Origin of the sequence: Nocardia sp. CA-151230 (assembly GCF_050942175.1) — a bacterium.
Lineage (GTDB): Bacteria > Actinomycetota > Actinomycetes > Mycobacteriales > Mycobacteriaceae > Nocardia.
This window is the reverse complement of record NZ_CP192061.1, coordinates 4090011-4112903: the sequence shown is the minus strand read 5'-3', so window position 1 is coordinate 4112903 and position 22893 is coordinate 4090011. Positions and strand designations below refer to the sequence as shown.

The 22893-nt window shown below is 68.9% G+C and carries 11 protein-coding genes; 5 read left to right on the top strand and 6 right to left on the bottom strand.

What is annotated here, in order from left to right; translation table 11 throughout:
• Positions 1 to 27: 27 nt before the first annotated feature.
• The gene (locus tag ACQP1O_RS19235) at positions 28 to 1029 is read left to right on the top strand and encodes a Gfo/Idh/MocA family protein (protein ID WP_433567125.1); all 1002 of its coding nucleotides are present in this window, start codon (positions 28 to 30) and stop codon (positions 1027 to 1029) included.
• Here the strand turns inward: ACQP1O_RS19235 and ACQP1O_RS19230 are convergent.
• Genes ACQP1O_RS19230 through ACQP1O_RS19220 form a run of 3 tightly spaced genes read right to left on the bottom strand, consistent with a single transcriptional unit; the run spans position 1012 to position 14707 of the window.
• Positions 1012 to 2082, bottom strand: a complete 1071-nt coding sequence (locus ACQP1O_RS19230) for an alpha/beta hydrolase (protein ID WP_433567124.1) — start codon at positions 2080 to 2082, stop codon at positions 1012 to 1014. The two genes, ACQP1O_RS19235 and ACQP1O_RS19230, sit on opposite strands and share 18 nt — an antisense overlap.
• Positions 2082 to 4577 carry a thioester reductase domain-containing protein gene (locus ACQP1O_RS19225; RefSeq protein WP_433567123.1) on the bottom strand — a complete coding sequence of 832 codons (2496 nt, stop codon included), beginning with the start codon at positions 4575 to 4577 and terminating at the stop codon, positions 2082 to 2084. Before ACQP1O_RS19225 ends, ACQP1O_RS19230 begins: the two co-directional genes overlap by 1 nt.
• Entirely contained in the window at positions 4574 to 14707 is a 10134-nt protein-coding gene (locus ACQP1O_RS19220) for an HAD-IIIC family phosphatase (RefSeq protein WP_433567122.1), read from the bottom strand. Before ACQP1O_RS19220 ends, ACQP1O_RS19225 begins: the two co-directional genes overlap by 4 nt.
• Positions 14708 to 14911: 204 nt before the next feature.
• On the opposite strand from ACQP1O_RS19220, the gene ACQP1O_RS19215 reads away from it, so the two are divergent.
• The 3 genes from ACQP1O_RS19215 (at position 14912) to ACQP1O_RS19205 (ending at position 17920) form a co-directional block, all read left to right on the top strand.
• Complete coding sequence (locus ACQP1O_RS19215; protein WP_433567121.1) at positions 14912 to 16234, top strand: cytochrome P450; 1323 nt, start codon at positions 14912 to 14914, stop codon at positions 16232 to 16234.
• Positions 16235 to 16302: 68 nt separating this feature from the next.
• A complete protein-coding gene (locus ACQP1O_RS19210; protein ID WP_433567120.1) occupies positions 16303 to 16464 on the top strand; it encodes a hypothetical protein in 162 nt (53 codons plus the stop codon).
• Between the two features lie 298 nt (positions 16465 to 16762).
• The gene (locus ACQP1O_RS19205; protein ID WP_433567119.1) at positions 16763 to 17920 is read left to right on the top strand and encodes a Rieske 2Fe-2S domain-containing protein; all 1158 of its coding nucleotides are present in this window, start codon (positions 16763 to 16765) and stop codon (positions 17918 to 17920) included.
• Positions 17921 to 18257: 337 nt separating this feature from the next.
• Here the strand turns inward: ACQP1O_RS19205 and ACQP1O_RS19200 are convergent, their stop codons facing one another.
• Complete coding sequence (locus ACQP1O_RS19200; RefSeq protein WP_433567118.1) at positions 18258 to 19778, bottom strand: alpha/beta hydrolase; 1521 nt, start codon at positions 19776 to 19778, stop codon at positions 18258 to 18260.
• A gap of 564 nt (positions 19779 to 20342) precedes the next feature.
• Between ACQP1O_RS19200 and ACQP1O_RS19195 the strand changes: the two genes are divergently transcribed.
• Complete coding sequence (locus tag ACQP1O_RS19195) at positions 20343 to 21557, top strand: lipase family protein (RefSeq protein ID WP_433567726.1); 1215 nt, start codon at positions 20343 to 20345, stop codon at positions 21555 to 21557.
• A 104-nt stretch (positions 21558 to 21661) separates the two neighbouring features.
• Here ACQP1O_RS19195 and ACQP1O_RS19190 read toward each other — a convergent pair whose 3' ends face one another.
• Entirely contained in the window at positions 21662 to 21997 is a 336-nt protein-coding gene (locus ACQP1O_RS19190) for a hypothetical protein (RefSeq protein WP_433567117.1), read from the bottom strand.
• Complete coding sequence (locus ACQP1O_RS19185) at positions 21990 to 22388, bottom strand: hypothetical protein (protein WP_433567116.1); 399 nt, start codon at positions 22386 to 22388, stop codon at positions 21990 to 21992. The genes ACQP1O_RS19190 and ACQP1O_RS19185 overlap by 8 nt, the downstream gene beginning before the upstream one ends.
• Positions 22389 to 22893: the final 505 nt, after the last annotated feature.

The window sequence follows — 22893 nt, the reverse complement described above, 5'->3', positions numbered from 1 at the left end:
CAGGTGCGGGGCTGTTAGGGTCGGCCGATGAGCGAGAGCAACAAGGCCCCGCTGCGCATCGGGATCCTCGGCGCGGCCGCCATCGCGCCGAACGCGCTGATCGGACCGGCCAAGCGGAATCCGGAGGTCGTGGTCGCGGCGGTCGCGGCCCGGGACCGGGCGCGGGCGCAGGAGTTCGCCGGCAAGCACGGCATCGGGCAGGTCTATGACAGCTACGAGGCGCTGGTCACCGCGTCGGATCTGGACGCGGTCTACATTCCGCTGCCCAATGGCCTGCACGGCCGCTGGATTCGCGCCGCTGTGGCGGCGGGAAAGCATGTGCTGTGCGAGAAGCCGTTCACCGCGAATGCGGAGGAGGCGCGCGAGATCGCCACGCTCGCCGCGGAGTCGGATCGGGTGGTGATGGAGGCGTTCCATTACCGGTATCACCCGCTCACCCTGGAGGCCGAGAAGATCATCGCCTCCGGTGAATTGGGCACGCTGACGCGGGTGGAGACCGCGCTGAGCTTCCCGCTGCCGAAGTTCGCCGATATCCGCTACGACTACGACCTGGCGGGTGGGGCGCTCATGGACGCGGGCTGCTACGCCGTGCACATGGCCCGCGCCTTCGGCGGTGAGGAGCCGGAAGTCGTTGCGGCGCAGGCGAAGCTGCACGACCCGCGCATCGATCGCGCCATGAGCGCGGAGCTGCGTTTTCCATCCGGGCACACCGGGCGCATCCGCTGCTCGATGTGGTCGGCGGATCTGGTGCGCATCTCCGCCACGGTGGTGGGTGAGCGCGGCCGGATGCGGCTGTTCAATCCGGTGGTGCCGCAGATGGGGCACGCGCTGTGGGTCAAGTCCGAATCCGGCCGTCGGCTGCGCAGTTTCGGGCGTCGCCCGTCCTATGACTATCAACTCGACGCCTTCGCCGCGGCCGTGCTGCGCGGTGAGCCGGTCCCGACCACGCCGGAGGCGGCGGTTGCGAACATGACCGTCATCGATGCCATCTACCACGCCACGGGCCTGCCGCTACGCCTGCCGAGCTGAAATCTCGTCGAGGAAGTCGACGATGTGCCCGAAGACGTCCAGGGCCGCGCCGCGGCCGATGAAGGTGTCGAGGTGGCCGTAGGACGGTATCTCGGTGTAGCGCACGTCGACCCCGGGGTATCGGGTCGAAAGCACCTGGTGGCACAGCTTGTTGGAGTCGAGCCACGCCTCGTTGCGGCTGCCGGACAGCAGCAGCAACGGGGCGTCGAGGCGGTCGGCGTGGTCGAGCGCGTTCTCCGGCAGCGCGCCGTACCGGTCGTCGTCGAGGTTCCACCGCACCACCGCGTGCGCCAACTCCATCTGCCGCAGCTGCGGCAGCAGGGACAGCGGGATCGCGCCGAACAGGTCGGCCAGCCGGTCGTGGGTGCGCGGGTCGAGTTGATCGTGTTCGAACAGCTTCGCGCCCAGGCCCCAGCCGTGGTGCACCATGCGGCAGGTGGGGTCGGGGCAGTCGCCCTTGCGGGACAGGGCCGCGTACAGCGGGGTGCGCCACGACCACAGGCCGACCTTGCGGAAGTCGGATTCGAGGTGGCCGATGCGGGATCCGATCAGCTCGCTGCCCAGCAGGACACGCATGCGCGCCGAGGTGCTGACCTTCGGGGTCAGGAAAACACCCTGCGCGACCACGCCCGCGAGGCCGGGCAGCAGGCCGCCGGTCAGGCTGAGCGCGACGGCCAGCGCGCCGACGCAGTGCGCGACCAGGAACAGCGGTCGCTCGCCGATGCGCTCGCGGACCTGCGCGAGCGCGGCGGGCAGGTCGTAGAGGGCGACATCGTCGAGGGTGTAGGGGCGGCCGGATTCGTTGTGCGGCAAGCGGCTGCTGCCGCGCCAGTCCAGCAGCCAGGGCTGGTATCCGGCATCGGCCAGGACGTCGGTGACATTGCGGATCTCGGGCAGCGCGAACATGTCCGAGGAGATCCCGTGGCCGTGGACCAGCAGCACGGCGGGACCGTCGTCCGGACCGACGGCACGCAGCCGCAGGTCGACACCGTCTGCGGTGCGGAAGGAAACGGTCTCTCCCGCCGTGGTTTCCGAGATTCGAAGGTCGGTCATCAGCGGTGCTCCTTACGCAGGGCGCGGCGCAGATCCAGCAGGTCGGTGCCGACCCGCAGCATCGGTTCCAGCAGACTCTTGCCGAGTTGGCCGCCGAACCAGCTGAGCCACAGGAGTTTCGCCAGTCGCCGCTGCCGTTCGGGCAGGGTGGGGTCGATCTCGATGCCGTCGATCTGGTCGGCGAGATAGGTGTGCATGGGCACGGTGACCTCACCGGTGAAGGACGCGGGCGCGCCGGGGCGACCGATCTCGATGACCTGGGTGCCGAGCTGCCGCACCACCCGCCGCTGCGCCGCGGCGAACTTGTAGCCCTCCAGCCACCACTCGCCGCCGGCGGAATCACGCAGTGTCAGTCGATAATGCATGATCGGATGCCGCCTCTCATGGCGCCGGGGGATGCCCTCGTGCGGCCGAACGATCGCCGTGCCCGCGACCGTGAGCGGCTCGTCGTGCAGCAGGGCACAGGTGAGCTCGCCACTGACATCGAGGGTGCGGGCCGAGAAGACCTGAGCGCTGCTCGCGACCGACAGGCTCAGCCGGAGATCGCAGGGCGTATCGGCGTCGCCACCTTCTGGACCGACTGTGCCGCTGAGGGTTTCGTGGAATCGCAGGAACGGCGTGTCAGCGGTTCGCCGCACGGCACCCGCCATTGCCTCGAGCATCTTCGTGCGCGCGGCCGCACTGGAGGCGGGTGCGGGCAGGCCGCGGGCCGCCACGAAGGCATCGGTCCGCGCCGCCGAGGAGGGCGGTGCGGTCACCATGGCCGCCAATTGCCGCCGCGCCACGGGACTTTGCAGCACCTGGGCCAGCGATTCCAGCTCCGGCACCGGTTCCTCCCGGATCACCCGTACCGTGTCCGCACACCACTGTTCCCAGTGCTGCACCCGAATACCCAAGCCACCCACCGTGGTCTGCGCCATCAACTGCTCGAGCGACGTGGGCGCACCGGTGAGGTGGTAGGTCTGTCCCCACGCGCTCGGCGTGCAGACGATCTCGGCCGCGACCCGGCTCACCCAATCCACGGGTGCCGAGTTCAAGTAGCGAAAGCCCGGCACGGTCCGGAACCGCATGAGCGCGGCCGTGATTCCCGAATTCAGATCGCGCGGGTTGTGCGCGCCGGTCTCCGGATGGCCACCGATCCCACCGGGACGCATGATCGTCGCCACCACACCGTGCTCCCCCGCCCGGCGCAGGACGGCCTCGGCGGCCCACTTGGAGCGGTCGTAGCCGATCGGCAGCGTCGCGACATGGGCGGTCGGCTCGTCCTCGGCCAAGGTGGCGGCCTGCGACCCGTTGAACACCGCCAGCGACGAAATATGGTGCACCGGCTTCGGCCGACCGGTACAGGCCAGCTCCGCGAGGGTCAGCGGCCCCAGCACGTTGGTGGCCCGCAGCGAGGGGTACCCGCGCAGAAAGTCCACGGCCGCACCGGCATTGACGATCGAATCAACGTCCCCCGCCAGGGTTTCCCACCGCTGGCCGGACAGCCCGAGCCGAGGTAACCGCAGATCGCCCGCCAACGGTGTCACCCGCCGCAGCACCTCCCGCGACCACGGCAGCGAGAACCGGCGCAGCCCCTCCTCCAGTCGGTGGGCGGCCTCCTCGTCATTGTCGGCGCGAACCAGGCACACGACATGAGCGGCGCTGTGCCGAAGCAGATCCAACAGCAGGTGGCTGCCCAGAAACCCGGTCGCTCCGGTGAGCAGAATCCGGCGCGGCGCGGCCCGCTCCGGTGCCCCCACCACGGGCAGCCGATCCGCCCCTGCGAGATCAGCGAACAGTTGGGCCAGGTCATCGGTATCGCGGAACCCGGCCTCACTGGCCGGCCCGGCTTGCTCATTCGTCATTCCGGCATGCTTTGGGCCGGGATCCATCCGCCCGTCCTGGATTCCGGCCGACAGCACGCCGGAATGACAGGGGGAGCCCTGCTGCCCGAGCCCGATATCGGCGCGTCGTGTCTCCGGCTGCGGCGCTGCCGGCTCCGGGTTGTCCGCCAGCCAGCGCCGCGCCAGACGGCGGGGACGCGCGTCGAAGAACAGCGTGTCGAGGTCGGGGTGGATGCCGAGTTCGCTCCCCAGGGCCGAGACGAGTTCGACTGCGGCGACGGAGGTTCCGCCCGCGTCGAAGAAGTCGGTGTCGGGGCCCATCGGCGCGGCGGTGAACCGGCTCGCCAACTCGGTTATCGCGTTGGCCAATTCGTCGGCGTCCCACCGCCTGACCTCGGCCACGGTTTCTGTGTGATCGGCACGCGGGGTCTGGGCGAGCGCGGAATCCGCCGTGTTGGTCGTGGCGGATTGCGGCTCCAGCACGGCCGTGTCTTTCGCCGTGTCGGTGCGACTCTCGGTGGGCGGTGGATCGGCCCGTCGCGGGGTGCCGGTACGGGCGAGTAGCGCGGCGACGTCGAGGGCGGCGGTGCCCTGGTCGAGGGCTTCGCCGCGGGCGCGGCGGTCGATGCCGGTGGCTCGGACCGGGGTGCGCTCGTCGGCTGCGGTCACCGGGTTTCCTCCTCGGCCGGCCGGGTGTCCCAGGATCGGAACTCGCGCAGGCTGTTCGGTGTCAGCGTGACGGCCAACGGGTTGTCGTCTGTCGGGTCGCCGTCCCGGGTCGCTCCGCTCGCGGTGAGCAGGCGGGTGACCAGGCGGCGGGCGGGTTCGTTGCGGGTGGTGTGTGCCACCGAGATGTGGACGGCCGCGCAGCCGAGTGCCTCGGCTCGATCCGCCGCCCAACCCAGGAGGGCTTCCTCGACGCCGCGGCCGAGTGCGCGGCAGCTCAGGTGCCAGCCGTGAATCCCGAGGGTGCCGTTGTCGGCTCGCACGGCCAGCACCGAGATCAGGCCGTAGTCGCCGAAGCGGTCCCGGGCCGTGGCGGTCCACACCTCGCCGTCGGCGCGCCAGCGGTCGAGATCGTCGGCGGTGACAGCCCCGAGGGTGAACTGGGTGGTGCGGCGGATCAGTTGGCGCGCGCGGTCGGTCGTGGCCTCCGTGAGCGGCTCGATGTCGACCTCGAGGTCGAGCTGAGCCAGGAACTCCGCGAATTCCGCTGTGGCGCGGACGGTGTCACGTTCCCGCTCGTCTCGGTAGAACTCGGCGCGGGCCACGTCCTCGGCGGTCGCGGCGATCGGCGTCATCGGCCACAGCCGGGTGAGGAACGCTTCCAGGTCCGCGGCGGGCGGGCAGGTCACCGACAGCACCTCGGGCAGCGCGCTGCGCATCCGCGCCACTTCGACCGGGTTGTCGTCGAGGTAGGAGAAGGTGTCGAGGCCCAGGCGCAGGGTGTGGGCGGCCTGCTCCAGACGTTCGGCCTTGGCCGCCCAGCCGGTCGAGACGACGGCGAAATCGTCGTAGCGCAACGGGCTGTCGGGCCGGTCCAGAACGGCTCGCACCGTGTCCTCGTCATTGTTGGTGACCAGCGCCAGCAGGGTTCCGGCGGCCCGCCACTGGGACAGCCGCCGAGCCAGTGCCAGCCGTGGTGCGTCGAAAGTGACAGCGTCCGAGCCGATCTCGGCCGCGGTCCCGGTCCAAAGGGTGTCGTCGCCGTCCACGGCGATCACCTTCGGGGCGGGTTCGGTGACGGTGGCGACCACCGTGTCGAGGGTGAGGGCCACGGCCGCCTGGAATTCGGCGGCGAAGGGCAGATGGGCGAGGACGTCGGTGCGGTCGTCGAAGGGGTTGTCCACCGGGTGGTTTCGGGTCCACTCCCCCGGTTCCAGCACGGCCACACCCGGAATCTCGCGCAGGCGGTCGGCGACCAGCCGCTCCCAGGCGAGCCAGCGCTGTTCCGGACGGGCCGTCGGCGGGATACCGACGATGACCGGCTTGCGGGTACGTTCGGCCAATACGCGCAGGGCCGCCGGATAATCCGCGGCGAGTTCGGCGAGCAGGTCGTCGGACAGTGCGCCGAAGCGTTCCAGGTCGGCGGCACGCAGCAGGACGATGCTCAGTGCCGCGGTGGGTTGGGTGAACACGCCCGACGGGTCGCGCAGGGCGGAGAGCATCTGGTGGTAGGGCGCTTCGGCGACGGTGATTCCCGTGGTCGAGGCCGCCACCAGCAATTCGGGGATCCGGCCCAGCGCGAAGGTCGCGCCGACGGCCGCCCGCAGACCCTGATTCTCTTGCTGCCCAACGGTATCCGGGCGAGCGGGCGCGCCCGGATCGCCGATCACCGCCGCGACGACGGCCAGGTAGTCCGCGCCGAATTCGGTGCAGGCGCTCGCGTCGATGATGTCGCTGTTGTAGGTGAACCACACCTGCCCGGTGTCGGGCAGCACCGCGACCATCAGGTCGAGGTCGGAGTAGCCGGTGCTCACCGGCACGATCTCGGCCGCGGCCACGGCCGAGTTGGCGCGCAGGTAGTTGAAGTACACCTCGATCAGCGGCGCGTTGTCGCGGTGCAGGCCGGCGGTGGCGAGCGCGGCCAGCGCATCGCCGAGGCCCGCGCCGGGAGCGAGCAGGGCGCGCAGGCGTTCACCGGTGCGCCGCAGCACATCGGTGACCCGGTCCTGCGCCGTCACACTCGCCGGGAATGGCACGGGCACACCGAAATACCCGACGGCGGTGTTCGCGTCGGCGTGCATGCGGGTGTCCACCGGGACCGCCACGGCGAAGCGGTCGGTCCCCTGGCGGCGGGCCAGCGCGATGGTCAGCGCGCCGAGGAAGACCGCGGCAGGGGTGAGCCCGAGCTCGCGGGCGCGGTCGGCGACCCGGTCGTGCAATCCGGCGGGCATGTCGAGTCCGAGGGCTCCCGCACCGTAGGTGCGTTGTGCCGGACGGGGATTCGCCAGCGTCAGTTCGAGGCGGTGGGCCCCGGTGAAGGCTTCACGCCAGTCGGTCGGCGAGGCGGCCCGATCGCGGCTGCCCGATTGCGCAGCGAGCAGCTGATGCATGTCGCGGTTGGTCACGGTGTCCTCGAGAGGTACGCCGAACAGGTCCGCGGCGAGTTCCCCGGCGACCAGCAGCATGGACTGCACGTCGCTCATGCTGTGATGCGCGCCGAAAAGCAGGACGGGATCGGCGGTTTCGGCTGTGAGCAGTTCGAAGCGCCACAGCGGACCGATCGTCAGGTCGAACGGTCGCGCCATCAGTTCTCGGAAGCGCTCCCCGATGACCGCGTCATCGAGATGCTCGAGGTGGTGCCATCGGGCGAGCTCACCGGATTCGCGATGGATCTCCAGCTGCCGTCCGTGCTCCTCGCTGGGCCGAATGGTGGCGCGCAGCGCGGCATGTCGGTGCGCCAGCCGGGTCAGCGCCTCCGCCAGCCGCTCCCGGGTCACGGGTGCGGGCAGCCGGACGGCGACGCCGCCGGTCTGGGCCGCGCTCGGAATACCGAGTTGTTCGGTCCGCAGCAGCCGCATCATGTCCCGGGTCACCGGCAGCACCTCGACCTCGGGGACCTCGGTGGTCTCCGCGTCGGTGCCGTCGGTTCGGTTCTGCGTCGACGCTTGCGACGCCAGGTAGTCGGCGAGGGCGGTGAGGTTCTGGTCGGCGAGGATGGTGCCCAGCGGCACCGAGATCCCGGTGTGCTCGCGCACCTTGTTGCGCAGTTCGATCGCCATGAGCGAGTCCAGGCCGAGGCTTTGGAAGGTCTGCTCGGCCGAGACCGACTCGGTGCCGGCATGCCCGAGCACCTGCCCGGTCCATTCGGACACCGCGGCCAGCAGCCGGGCGGACGCCGCGGCCCGGGGCAGGGCGCGAAGTTCCTCGGCGAGACGCGATCCTGCCACCGTCTCGACCGTGGTGCGGTCGGCGACCGCGCGGCGGGGTGCGCGGCGCACGAGTCCGCGCAGCAGGTGCGGGACGGCGGGTGAGCGCTTCAGAACGTCCGGATCGAGCAGCAGCGGCACGAGGATCGGGTCACCGAGGGCGAGTGCGGCATCGAAGCAGGCCATGCCCTGGGCCACGGGGAACGCGCGTACCCCCGCGCGTTCGATGCGTTCGACATCGGCCCGCGCGTAGTGGTCGAGCAATTCGAGATCCCACAGGCCCCAGGCGAGCGCCTGGGCGGGCAGCCCGAGGGCGCGCCGGTGCAGCGCGAGCGCATCGAGGTAGGCGTTCGCGGCCGCGTAGTTGGCCTGCCCGGGGGTGCCGAACAGGCCGCCCGCTGCCGAGAAGAGGACGAACAGGGCGAGTTGTCGATCGGCGGTCAGCTCGTGGAGGTGGTGTGCCGCGTCGACTTTCGGACGCAGGACCCGGTCCAGGCGCTCGGGGGTGAGCGCGCCGATCGTACTGTCGTCCAGGGCGGTGGCGGCGTGGACGACACCGGCCAGCGGCAGGCCGTCCAGCAGTCCCGCCAGCGCGTCCCGGTCGGTAATGTCGCAGACCGCGAATCGCACGCGCGCGCCGCGGCTTTCGAGGTCGGCGCGCAGCGCGTGGCCGCCCGGTCCGGCGATGCCGCGGCGGCTGACCAGTACCAGATCCCGTGCGCCGTAGGCGTCGACGAGGTGGCGTGCCAGCGCCGAGCCGAGACGTCCCGGGGCACCGGTGAGGAGGACGGCACCGTCGCCGAGCGCCACCCGGCCTTCGGGCGCGCGGCGGGTCTGCGGCATTCGCGCCAGGCGCGGCGTGTACGCCACGCTCGCACGAACCGCCACCTGCGGCTCGCCTGTCGCCAGGAGCGCGGCGATATCCGTCTCGGGCTCGTCGGTGTCGAGCAGCACGATGCGGCCCGGGTTCTCCGACTGCGCCGATCGCACCAGGCCCCAGACCACCGCGCCCGCCGGATCCGGTACGGGCGTGCCCGGTGCGGTGACCGCGTCACGGGTGTGGACGATCAGGGTGGACCGTCCGAATCGGCTGTCGCCGAGGAACTTTTGCACCGCGGCCAGGACGCGCCGAGTCGTTTCGTGCACCTGTGCAGGCGAATCCCCCCGGGGCACCGGCAGGATGACCGCGTCCGTGGCTTCGGTCTCACCGGATGTCCACTCGCTCACCGTGATCGCACGCTCGGAGGCGGAGCCGGCGAGTTCCGACCACTCCATGGTGAACAGGCGGCGGAAGGCGGGTGCGAGCGCGGCCGCGTCCCACTGCGCGGCGGCGACCGGGCGCAGCAGCACCGAACCTACCGACACCACCGGTCGTCCGGCCCGGTCGGTCGCGGACATGGTGATGGTGTCCGGGCCCGACCGCATGAGGCGGACCCGCAGAGCCGTCGCACCCGAGGCCCACAGCGCCACATCGGTCCACGCGAACGGCAGCAGGGCGTGTGCGCCGTCGGCGGCGATCAGAGCGGTGGCGTGCAGCGCGGAATCGAGCAGGGCCGGGTGGATGCCGAACTGGGCGGCGTCGGCGTGCGCGGATTCGGGGAGTTCGACCTCGGCGAAGATCTCGTCGCCACGACGCCACGCCCTCCGCAGTGACCGGAACAGGGGGCCGTAGTGGTGGCCGCGCCTGAACAGTTCGGCGTACAGGGCCTCGACATCGACGCGATCCGCGCCCGCCGGCGGCCAGACCATCGAATCCCACTGTGACACAGCCGGTTCGGCATCCTCGGATAAGAACCCGTCGGCGTGCAACGTCCATCCCGCGTCCGGGTCGCGCTCGTCGCGTCCGTAGATGCGCACCGTCCGGCGGTCCGGCGCGTCGGCCGCGCCGACCACGGTCTGGATGCGCACGCCACCGCGCTCGGGCACCAGCAGCGGGGCGCGCAGCACCAGCTCTCGCAGGGCCGGGCTGCCCACCTCGTCACCGGCGCGGACGGCCAGTTCGACCAGCGCGGTGCCCGGCAGCAGGACCGCGTTCGGTCCGGCGTGATCGCGCACCCACGGCTGCAGGCGGCGTGAGATCCGGCCGGTCAGGGTGACGCCATCCGAATCCGGCTGCGGCACAATCGCGCCCACCATCGGGTGGGTGGTCTCCTCCAGTCCCAGCGCCCCGGTGTCGCGGTTGCCGCCCTCGATCCAGAAGCTCCGCTCGTCGAAGGCGTAGGTCGGGAGGTCGACCGGCGGGTGCTCGGGAAGTATCGCGGTCCAGTCGAGTTCGCGACCGGCGACGTAGAGTTCGGCCTGCGCGCGGGCCAGGCAGGTCGGGCCGTCCTGGTCGCGGGCCAGCGAGCAGACGGCCACCACATCGCGACCGAGTTCCTCCGCTACCGACCGCACGGCGGCGGTGAGCGAGGGATGCACGCCCAGTTCGATGAAGTACCGGAATCCGTCGCCGATCATGCGCTCGATCGTGGGCGCGAAGAGCACGGTCTCCCGGGCATTGGTGTACCAGTAGCCGGGCTCGATCGGGTCGCTGGGCATCGGCTCGGTCGAGACCGTCGAATACCACTGGGTCGTGGGCGAATTCGCGGTGATATCGGCGAACTCCGTGGCCAGCGGCTCGCGCAGGGTCTCGATCAACCAGCAGTGCCCGGCGTAACTCGGACCCGCGGCGAGCAGCCGGGTGTAGACGCCCCGGCCCTCGAGTTGGGCCAGCAATTGCTCCACCGCGTCCTGCTCACCGGCGATGAGCGTGGTCCGCCGGACATTGACGGCCGCGACCGAGATGCGGCCGTCGAAATCGGCCAGCGCACGGGTGACCTCGTCGGCGGCCAGGCCGACAAGCGCCATGGCGGCCGGTCCGATCATGGTGCGCATGAGGCGGCTGCGGGTGGCGACGATCCGAACGGCGTCGCTCAATTCGAGGACGCCCGCGCAGTAGGCGGCGGCGATCTCGCCCTGGCTGTGACCGACCACCGCGTCCGGGGTGACACCGGCCGCGCGCCAGGTGGCGGCGAGCGCGACCATGGTCGCGAACAGCAGCGGCTGGGTGATGGAGTGATCGAGCAGCTCGGCCGCGGTCGCCGTGTGCAGGCGGTCGGCGAGCGACCAGCCCAGGTGGGTGCCGAAAGCCTTGTCGCACTGCTCGAACTCGGTGCGGAACTCCTCGGAGGCGGCGAGCAGGTCGCGGGCCATGCCGACCCACTGCACGCCCTGGCCGGGGAAGACGAAGGCGGTCTTGGCATTGGTGAGCACCGGGCCGGAGCCGACGACAACCTGCGCCGACTCGCGTCCGTCCACCAGATCGCCCAGGGCGCCGACCATCTCGGCCCGGCCGGCGGCGACGACTACCGCGCGACGCTCGAAACGGGTGCGTTGCATGGCCAGAGCGCGGGCGACCGGTCCGGGTGTCAAGTCCGGCTCGGCGAGCACGAGGTCGAGCAGGCGCTTGGCCTGACCGTCCAGCGAGGCAGTGCTGCGGGCCGAAATCGGGAGCAGGACAACATTATCGCTGGGCTCTTCGGCGCTCTCGCGCTCGGTGGCAGGCTCGAACGGAGCTTCTTCGAGAATCAAGTGCGCGTTGGTACCGCTGAGGCCGAAGGCACTCACACCGGCCCGGCGCACGCGGTCTCCGCGCCGCCACGGCATGGGCTCGGCTTGCAGCGCCACGCCACTGCGCTCCCAATCCACCTGCGGTGCGGGCACACTCGCGTGCAGGGTGGCCGGGATGCGCTCGTGCTGGAGCGCGAGCACCAGTTTGATGACGCTGCCCACGCCCGCGGCGGCCTGGGTGTGTCCCACATTGGATTTCAGCGATCCGATGCCCAGCGGCCGGTCCGCATCCCGGTCCGGGCCGAATACCCGGGCCAGTGCCCGCGCCTCGATCGGATCCCCGAGCGCGGTGCCGGTGCCGTGCGCCTCGACATAGTCGATATCGTGCGACGTCAGGCCGGAAGCCCGCAGCGCCGAACGCAATACCTGCTCCTGGGCCGCGCCGTTGGGGGCGCTCAGGCCCTGACTGCGGCCGTCCTGATTGACGGCGGCACCGCGAATCACCGCGAGCACCCGATCCCCGTCGCGGCGGGCGTCGCCGAGCCGCTTGAGCAGTACCAGGCCCGCGCCCTCGGCCCAGACCGTGCCGTCGCCCTCGGCGGAGAACGGCGCGCAGCGGCCCGTCGGCGACAGCACGCCCAGCTTGCAGAGTTCGATGTGCGCAATCGGGGACATCAGCAGGGTCACGCCGCCCGCCAGGGCCATATCGCATTCGCCCGCGCGCAGCGCCTGCATGGCCGAGTGCATGGCCACGATCGATGAGGAGCACGCGGTGTCCATGGAGATCGCCGGACCGTGCAGGCCCAGCGTGTAGGAGATGCGGCCGGAGGCGACGCTCGGCGAAAGACCCGTTCCGACTTGGCCGTTCAGCTGGTCGGGAGCGGGATCGGCGAGATAGCCGGTGCTGTAGACGCCGAGGTACACGCCGGTCGCACTGCCGTGCAGGGTGCGCGGATCACGGCCGGACCGCTCGATCGCCTCCCACGCGAGTTGCAGCATCATGCGCTGCTGCGGATCCATGACGGTGGCCTCGCGCGGGCCGATGCCGAAGAAGGCGGCGTCGAAACGGTCGATGCCGTCGACGTATCCGCCGCGGAAGGTGTACGCCTTGCCGGATGCGTTGACGTCGGGGTCGTAGAGGTCCTCGATGTCCCAGCGGCCCGCGGGCATGTCGGTGAGGGCGTCGAGGTCGCCGTCGAGCAGCTCCCACAGGGCCTCGGGGGAATCCGCGCCGGGGAAGCGGCAGGACATGGAGAGGATCGCGATGGCGTCGTCATCGGCCGCGTCCTCGACGTCTGCCGGGGTGTCCGACGCCGATTCCTCGGCGACGGTGGCCGATTCGAGCGGTGCGACGGGTGCGAGAGCCTGGGCCACACCGTCGATCGTGGGGTGGTCGAAGAACATGTTGGTCTCGACGTAGCGTCCGACGTAGTCGGACAGGTCGACGACCAGTTCCACCAGATCGTGTGAGCCCAAACCGAATTCGACCATCGGCAGATGCACGTCGATGCGCTCGGGGTCCAGGGACGCCTGGCGGGCGATCTCGGTCACCAGCCAGGCGCGGATCGCTTCGACGGAGGGCTGGGCCGCGGCACCCGGCTGCGAATCGCCTTCCTCGGCCGAATCCGCTGCGGCCGCGACGGGTTCGTCGTACAGCTCGTCCTCGGGCGACCGCAGCGGTCCCGCGGTCATGGCGAGCAGCTCACCGGATTGATAGGCCGCGCGGCAGGCCGCACGCTGGATCTTGCCGCTGCTGGTCTTGAAGATGGCGCCCGGCCGGATCAGCAGGACGGTGGCGAGGGTGAGTCCGTGCTCGGTCGAGACCGCACCGCGCACCGCCGCCTCCACGGCGGCGAGTTCGCCGGGGTCCTCGCCACGCACCTCGGCCACCACCACCGGCTGTTCCCCCGAGGCGAAGTCGACGGAGAACGCCGCGACACAGCCGGGACGGATCGCGGCGTGGGCGGCCTCGACGGTCGTCTCGATGTCCTGCGGATAGTGGTTGCGGCCGTCGACGATCAGCAGGTCCTTGCGGCGGCCGGTGACGAAAAGCTCTCCGCCGGAGAGGATTCCGAGGTCGCCGGTCCGCAGGAACCGGCGGTCGTCGCCGGGCAGGGTGGCTCCGAAGACCTCGGCGGTGGCCTGTTCGTCGCGGAAGTACCCGGCGGCGACGCTGGCTCCCGCGACCCAGATCTCGCCCTCGGCCCCGTCCCCGCGTTCGACACCGGTGTCGGGATCGACGACCGCGATCGAGAGGCCCTCGACCGGCCTTCCGACGCCGACAAGCTCGCGGCGACAGGCGCTGCCGTCGAATGCCTCCCGGTCCACGACCTCGCGAATCGACGGAAGCGCGTCGTTCGCGGACGCGGTCACGATGAGGGTGGACTCGGCGAGGCCGTAGACCGGCTGCTGCGATTTGGCCCGGAACCCCGCCGGGCCGAACACGTCCGCGAACCGGCGAATGGTGGACGCCCGTATCGGTTCCGAACCGTTGAATGCCACCCGCCAGCGGCTCAGGTCGAGTCGTTCGAGCTGCTCCGGCCCGATCTTGCGGGCGCACAGCTCATAGGCGAAGTTGGGGCCGCCGCTGGTGTGGGCGCGGTAGGTGGAGATGGCCTGCAGCCAGCGCTCGGGACGCTGCAGAAAATGCAGCGGCGACATCAGCACCGAATTCGCGCCCAGGTAGATGGTGTGCAGCAGCGGCGCGATGAGGCCCATGTCGTGGTACATGGGCAGCCAGCTCGCGAACAGCGCGCCGTCCCAGGAATCGGCGATCCCGTGGTCGTGCCCGAGGCCGTCGGCGATGGCGGCCTGGTTGTGCAGCAGATTCTCGTGCGTGAGCAGGACGCCGCGCGGGGCGCTCGTCGAGCCGGAGGTGTACTGGATGAACGCGATCGAGTCCGGGCCGAGGTCCGGCTCGCGCCAGCGCGCGGCGGCGGCGCTCTCGATCGAATCGGTGGCCAGCCACGGGATGGTGGCCAGTTCCGGGATCTCCGCGTGCAGTGCGACGGCGTCGGCGACCACCCGCCGCGGGGCCAGCACCAACTCGACCTCGGCGTGGGTCACCATGCGCCGCAATCGGCGCAGCGAGCGGTTGTCCCATTCCGGCAGCGGCGCGGGCACGGCGATCACACCGGCGGCCAGGCAGCCCAGGAACGCCTCGACGAACTCGGGGCCCGCCGGGTACAGCAGCAGGGCGCGCCGCGGGCGGGCGTCCTGCAACGCCGCGGCAATCGCCCGGACCCGGGAACCCAGGTCGGCGTAGGACATCTCGTGGACGACGCCATCGGCCTCACCACTGTTCAGGAACCGGTACACCAACTCGGTGGGCCGATTCTCGACCTGCGCGAACAGTGTTTCGACGAAAGTGTTGTGCACGAAACAATTCCCTTTGTACAGCATGAGATTTGGCCACAGTGAACGGAAAGGCGGCTCACAATACGGTCATTTCACACCTTGCGTACCGAGTTCTGCAAGATCAAGATCGCCCCGAAAAGTAGGGGCAGCAAAAATGCGGTATCCATTGCGGGGTAATCGATTTCACGATTGCGCGACGCACGCGCAGCGGCAACCATGGCTTGGGTGCAACAGATCTCGATCACGCTGGGCGACCTCCCCCGGCTCAGCAATCGCCGACTCGGCGAACTCGGCGCATTGATCCGCCCCGCCGCGGACCGCACCTCGCTGCGGGCGCTCGGCTCCCGGTTCGTCGTCTCGCCACCGGGCTTCCCGACGATGCTGATCACCCACGAGATCGACGACGTGCGCGAGGTGTTCACCAATACCGAGGATTTCTCCGTCGGCCAATTGCTGAGCCGGGTCGCCAACCACGACCGGGTGTTCGGGCGGGAGACACTGGTGTTCCTCGAAGGCGAGGAGCACCGGCGCGAGCGCCGACTGTTCGCACCGCCGTTCCAGAACAAGGCACTACGGTCCTACGAGGACATGATGGTCGAGGTGGCGCGGCGCGAATTGCCCAACTGGCCGGTGGGGGAACCGGTCGAATTCGTGGGCATCGGCTATGACCTTGCGCTCGGGGTATTGCTCGAGGTCCTGTTCGCCGACGTGCCCGCGCAGCGGCGAGATCGGTTGACGCAGGCGATAAACCAATGGGTGGGTGCGCTGCAGAGCGTCGGCTTCCTGGTCGCCAGCCTGCTCACCCCGCTGCTGGGCGGGTACACGCCGCCCTACCCGCCGCTCAGTCGCGGCGCGGCCGCGGTCGACGCCGTGATCATCGAGGAGATCGCCGCCCGTCGTGCCGCGCCCGGCGGCGACCACACCGACATGCTGTCGCGTTATGTCGGCACCGAGTTGGATCAGCACGACGACGCCTCGCTGGCCCGCAATCTGCGCGGCATCCTGCTGGGCGGCTACGAGACCACCGCCATCACCCTCGGCTGGATCGCGGTCATGCTGGCCGCCCACCCGGAGGCCCTGGCCGAACTGGATGCCGCCGTCGACTCCGGCGATACCCCCCGTCTCGACGCCTACCTCGACGCCGTGATCGCCGAAACCGTCCGCCTCCGCCCGGTCTCCGGTTTCACCGGCCGCCGCGCCGCGCGCGACACCGACCTCAACGGCGTCCGAATCCCCAAGGGCGCCATAGTCATAGTCCCCATCCTGGCGATCCAGGAATCCCTCGCCCACTACCCGGACCCCCTGGCCTTCCGCCCCGAACGCTTCCTCACCGACCGCCCCGACAGCTACACCTTCCTCACCTTCGGCGCCGGCCCCCACCGCTGCCTGGGCGCCCAATTCGCGCTCCTCGAATCCCGCATCCTGCTCCGCACCATCCTGCAATCCCGCCGCATCGCCCCCCTCCCCGGCCCCATCGAACCCCCGCGCCGCTTCCACACCGGCATCAGCCCCGCCCACAACGCCCGCATCACCCTCCTCCCCCGCTAGCCGACACGCCTGCCACCTACCTCCGGCGCACCGGCAGCGGCGAACACAATGTGCGGGAGGAGGATCCGATGCTGCCCGTGATCGATTCGATGAGCGTCTCGCTCGACGGTTTCATCGCCGGCCCCGACGGCGACATCAGCTGGGGCGGCCCCAACGCGGACCAGTTCCGCTTCCACCTGGAGCAAACCCGCCACCTGGCCGCCCAAATCATCTCGGACATTTCGCGCTGATCGCCCACCTGGCACCGATGTTGAGGGCCACCGTCGGCAGCCGGGTGGGCTGCACTGCAGGGCCGGCCAAGGCCGAGCGCGGATGCCGCCCGGCGCAGCACCGGGCAAATCGCTGGCTTGTTGTGGCGCCGGCAGCGTAGTGAGCTGGGACACGGCCGCTCGTCGTGGAATGCGTTCTGCCAGCTCGAATGTCGATGACGCTCATACGATTCCCTCTTCGAGAGTTTGCGTTGCCGCGAACTTGCCTCGAAGCTGAGACGGTTCCGAATGTGTTGGCGCACTGGGTAGGTAGACAACGATGGTCACGGCTCCACCGATACATACACACAGCGTTCGTCAGATCGATGTGGGCGATGCACCCGCTCGGTTCGCGCGGGGATGGCACTGCCTGGGTCTGACGGCGGAGTTCCGGGACGGGAAACCGCATGCAAGAGAAGCTTTCGGGACCAAGCTGGTCGTGTGGGCCGATCAAGCGGGTGAGCTGCGAGTACTGGATGCCTACTGTCGTCACCTCGGCGGCGACCTGTCACGAGGCGAGGTCAAGAACGGCGACATCGCCTGCCCATTCCATGATTGGCGTTGGAACGGCGCGGGAAAGTGCACCGACATCCCGTACGCGCGGCGGGTGCCTCCCCTGGCCCGCACTCGCGCCTGGACCACTCTCGAGCGCAATGGTCAACTGTTCGTCTGGCACGACCACGAAAACAACCCGCCCACACCAGAAGTCACCATCCCACTGATCGAGGGCCCCTGCCTCGAAGACGGTGGCCACAGCGACGAGTGGACCCCATGGACATGGAATTCGCTGCTGATCGAGGGCGCGCACTGCCGCGAGATCCTCGACAACATCGTGGACATGGCGCACTTCTTCTACATCCACTACGCGTTCCCGATCCATTTCAAGAACGTCTTCGAAGGCCACGTCGCCACGCAGCACCTGACGACCAAGCCCCGTCCCGACATCGGGTTCGCCGCCGAATACGGTGACACCGTGCTCGTCTCGGAAGCCTCCTACTTCGGGCCGTCGTACATGATCAACCCACTACGCAACAGCTTCGGCGGCTTCGAGATCGAAAGCGTCCTCGTCAACTGCCACTACCCGGTCAGCCACGACTCGTTCGTCCTGCAGTGGGGCATGACCCTGCACAAGCCCGCCGGGATACCCGACGACGCGGCGGACATGCTGGTGGCCAAGATGGAGGAGGGGATCAGCGCGGGATTCCTCCAGGACGTGGAAATCTGGAAACACAAATCCAAGATCGACAACCCGCTGCTCTGTGAGGAAGACGGCCCGGTCTACCACCTGCGTCGCTGGTACGAGCAGTTCTATGTAGACGTCGCCGACATCGACCCGAAATCGGTGCAGCGCTTGGAATTCGAAGTCGACACCACCAAGGCCAACTCCGCATGGGAAGTCGAGGTCGCCGAGAACCTGGCCAACCGCGCCGAACTGTAACCCTCCACCGGCGTTGCGCAGGGCCACAGCCGACCCGACTGTGGCGCGATGACCGTCGAAGGGGATCCGGGCGTGCTCGTGGGCGGCGTCCAGGTTCTGTCTCGAAGTCGTGAGGGGCGGGCCCGTGGCCTGCCCTCACATGTGTCGCAGCGTCCTCCTGCACCCATTCCTGGTGCATCAGAACTCCCACAACCGCTGGACCTGCTCAGCGGGCTCCAGTCAGGGGTGGATGGAAGATGAAGCAGGCCAGGACGATTCAGATGACCTCGGACCGTGACGTTCGGGGCCCGGTTGGTTTTGCGATTCGTCGATGATTGCCGCTGGGCGCTGCGGGCGATCAGTCGGGGAGATTGTTGGTGTCGCGTTGGCAGGTGAGGTCGGCATCGGGGAGGGTGCCGTCACGGAAGTAGGTGTTGACGACCTCGTTCACGCATTGGCTCAGGTTGGAGCCGAGGAGGCCGTGAACGCGGGTGTCTGCCAGGGTGACCATTCGTGACGCTGTCAGGTCCCGGTGCAATGCAAGGCTCCCCTGGTAGGGGGTGCGGGTGTCGCGGGTTGCCTGCAGGATCAGAGCTGGTGTCGCGTTGTGCACGGCGGTGGGTGGCTCGACCGGGTCCGGCCAGAACGCGCATGCGGTGATGTTGTTGGCGAAGGCGCCGAACACCGGTTGGGTCGCCCGGACGCTGTCGATATTGCGGCTATACCAGCCCAGATCCCGGGGTGCGGCCTTGTCGCCGCACATGACCGCGGCCATGCCCGACGCATCCAGCGCAACGGGACCGCTGACCTTCGCTTTCAGCTGCTCCATGTCGATGGGCAGCCCGGACACTGCGTCGTCCAGGGTCCGCACGAGCTCGGCGAGGTTGACGTTCTTCTTCGGATTCGACAACAGCGACAGCAGCATCATCGGAACGGTGTGTTCATCGATGAGATAGCCGTTGCCGATGACCGGATGCGCGGCGGCACGTCGGATCAGGTCCTCGACAAAGGCTCGGACCTGCGGTCCGCTGTCACCGAAGTGGTAGTCGGCGTCGTGGCGGGCCGCCCAGATCGCCCAGTCGTCGAGCCCGGCCTCGTTGACGGCGCCCATGTCCTGGTACGTGCCGATCCAGTAGCGGTCCGGGTCGAGGGCGCTGTCCAGCACGATCCGGTCACTGTGCTGAGGGAACATCTGCGTGTACACCGCGCCCAGGTAGGTGCCGTAGGAGTCGCCGTAATAGTTGAGCTCGTGTTCGCCGAATGCGCTGCGGATGACATCCATGTCGCGGGCGGTATTGCGGGTGGTGATGGACCGAGCCTTCTCGGGATCGGGCATTACGCAGGAAGCCGCGAACGCGGCGGCCAGGGTTGCGTCGCGCGCGTAGCCGAACGCGTCGAAGCCGGCCGAGAACAACATGCTGGGCAGCGGCAGCGCACAACTCATCCGATCCGATCGGCCGATACCACGCGGGTCCATGCCGATCAGGTCGTACTCGGCGCGGACCTCCGGTGTGAGCCGATCCCGGAGGTCGGCGATCATGCTCAGGCCCGGACCGCCGGGACCGCCGGGGTTGGACAGCATGATCCCGCGCCTGCGGGCCGGGTCGGTGGCCGGGATACGCGAGATCGCTACGGTCAGCGTGCGCGAGTCCGGTCGGTTGTAGTCGAGCGGTACGACAACGCCCGCGCACTGAGCCCCCGCACCGTCGAGCACCGCGTCGTTACACGGCGTCCAGTCCAGCGGCTGGTGATAGAACGACTCCAGCCCACCGGGGAGGTCGTCGACAGGATCGGCGCTTGCCGGTCCCATGGGCAACGTGGCGAACGCAGCTGCCGAGATGACTCCCAGAACGAGCCATCGTAACCAAGTTGTCGGCATCGCATCTCCTGCCCGCGACCTCCGTGTACGCATCCCTGATTCCGCCGCACAGCCATTTTCGGGGTCTCGGACCAGCACACTACTGCCGTTTGCTGAAACCGGCTCGGCGAGGCAGGGATTCTCAGGAACGTCACACATGCTTGCCCGGTCCCATCATGGTTGCGCCTCCTACATGTGGTTTTGCCGGGCGCGCGACATGAATGGCTGACGAGCCAGTGCGATAGCGGCGTATGCCGAGCAATAGCCCGCCGCGTCGAGACCGGGCGCCCGCGCTCGTATCCGCTCGGTACGGCGAGCCTTCTCCGCCGTACTGGGCGGCCTCGACCGTCGTTGAAAAATCACAGGTGCAGATGCGGGATCGTTATGCTACCGTGACCTAGATCTCGAATTGGTACGACTGGTTGTGCGGGCCCCCAGTGCCTGCGCGTCGGACAGTTGGACGCGGGAGGCGTGATGGAATCCCGGCACATGTTGTCGACACATCGGAAGAATTCTTGCCGCACAGCGTATTCGGCAACCGATACGCCCGGCCCGCTGGTTGGCGGCACGCCAGGGCAACCAGTGATGTGGTGGCGGATCGGCCTGCGATGGCTTGCGGCCCTCACGCTCGCCATGATCGTGCTGCCGGCAGCATTGTCGATGCCGGTCGCGCGAGCCGCTTCGCTGTCCCCGGGTGACGATCCCTTCTATGCCGCACCCTCCGATCTCGCGTCACATCCGAACGGCGCGGTACTCGGAGCACGGACGATCGCACTGCTCGGTCTGCCGGTACCGGTGGCGGCATGGCAATTGCGTTATCGCACAACCGATTCCGAAGAGCATCCGCAGCTGAACGTGACCACGGTGCTGGTGCCATCGGTGCCATGGAACGGGCCGCGGCCGGTGTTGTCGTACCAGGTACCCGAGAACAGTCTCGACACCCGGTGCGCGCCGTCGGTCACGCTGCGCGGCGGAAGCGACAACGACATGGCGAGCGCCATGCAGGACGCGCCGTTCATCGCGGACGCACTGCTGCGGGGATGGGCCGTCGTGGCCAGCGACTACGAAGGGCCGCAGTCCCGGCTCTTCGACGGTGTGACATCCGGGCGTGGAGTTCTGGACGGAATCCGGGCCGCGCGGTCGTTCTCGCCGGCCGGCATCGATGCCTCGAGCCCGATCGGCGCCTGGGGATACTCGGCCGGAGCCTTCGCCACCCTGTGGGCCACACAGTTGCGCCGGGAATACGCACCGGACGTGCAATTGGTCGGCACCAGCGCCGGCGGAATCCCCACCGATCTCCCGGCCGTCGCGCAACGCGCCGACAGCGCCGCCGGGGCGATACTGATGCTGCTCGGGCTGGCCCGCAACGAACCCGCCTCCCGATTGGCCGACTTGTTGAACGACCGGGGCCGCCGCGCGCTGCTTGCCGCGGGCACCTCCGGCTGTGGTGCGGATCTGTCCCAGGAATACTCCGATGTCCACGTCGACGATTTCGCCACAGTCCCGAACCTGTTGGCGCAGCCCGCTTTCCGCAACGCCGCCCTGCCCAATGAACTCGGCCGCACCGCCCCCGACACCCCGCTGTACCTGTACCACAGCGTCGCCGACGAGAAGATCCCCGTCGCCGGCTACACCGCCCTCGTCGATACCTACTGCGCCCTGGGCGCCACCCTCACCGCGATCCACTCGCTGTTCCCGACGCACATCGGAGCCGCCGCGGGCGAAGCACTCGGCGGCATGAACTTCCTCGCCGACCGCTTCGCAGGCACCCCACAAACCGCGGGGTGCGTGGTGGAGTAAGCGCCGGCTCACCGGGTACCCTCGACGGGCCGTTGGCCGGACCTGGCCACGCGCACCATAATCGGGGGATCCGAGCGCGAGGACCACTGGTGAGCGGTCAAGGGTCAGGACGCCTTGGGGTACTCGTCGTTCTCGTGCTGCGCGATCACGGCGAGGAGTTCGCGGACCCATGCCGGGCGTTGCTCGCCGGTTCCGGCCGTGGCAATGTCGCGTTCGATCAGCGACCGAATGTAGGCCGACTGCGACAGGCCGAGATTCTCGGCACGACGCTTGCATGCTTTATCGAGGTCGCGGCTCAGCTTCACCGACCGCGGGATCAGAACCGGCTCGGTGCCAGGACCGGTCTCCACCGGAGGTTCGATCGGTTCATCGGTGTAGACGAGGCGCTGCGTCATCGCCGCCACCTCGGCGGGGCTCATGGTTTCGAACGGATCAGTCATTGCGGGTCGCCTCCCACTTCTCGAAGTCCGACGTCTGATCGGAAGCCAGATACTCGGCGCTATAAATTTCTATGTCGCGATCGATGCGCCTGGCGAAGACCGCCAACGGCCTGCCATCGTCAGCGCGTCCCCAGATAACCATGGACATCAGCCCGGTCGCCGGGTCGGTGGCCGTCCGTAGCCAGACGCGCCGATTTTCCTTCATCCACGCGTCCACGAAGTCGAACACGTCGTCCGGATCGACCTCCACGCGACTTGCGTCGGTTCCTTCGATGTACTGCATTGCGATCCACAGGCAGTCGTCGGTGCTGCCGTGATCGTGGACCACGATGATGTTCGGATGCTCCAGCCGGGCAACAACATCGGCCTCTTGCTCGAAACGGCGGATCAACTCCGAGTCGGGGAACCACCGTGGTCGAGCAACTTGAACTCGATCTGCCTCGGCAGTCGTGGATGCCGGGCCCGATAGACCGAACCCATACCGCCACTCCCGAGGAATCCCTCGATGAGGTACCCCCGTCGAATACCTCCCCCGTACGAGGCACGGGCTTCCCCCTGGATCTGCTGGATGATCGACATGCGCTACGGAAACCGTTGCATGCCAGCGAAATCTAGCGCATCTATGCCAGGCGGGCGAGTTCGAGCCAGATAAACAAGGCAGATGATGGCCAGGCGGATTATCGACCATCGCAGGTCAGACCGCACCTGGATAGCGACGCGGCCCTCGGCCCTGGGCGGTGCGGTCGAAGAACTCGCCAAGCATGTGTGGGAAGAGATCTAGCCTTTGCTCTAGTTCCGATCTGGCACGTTCGGTCGTGGAATCCCAGCGGGCATTCCCGCAGGAGAAATTCGGGTCCGGCCGCGTAGTGGCTACGGATACACTGCGGGCCCGGCCT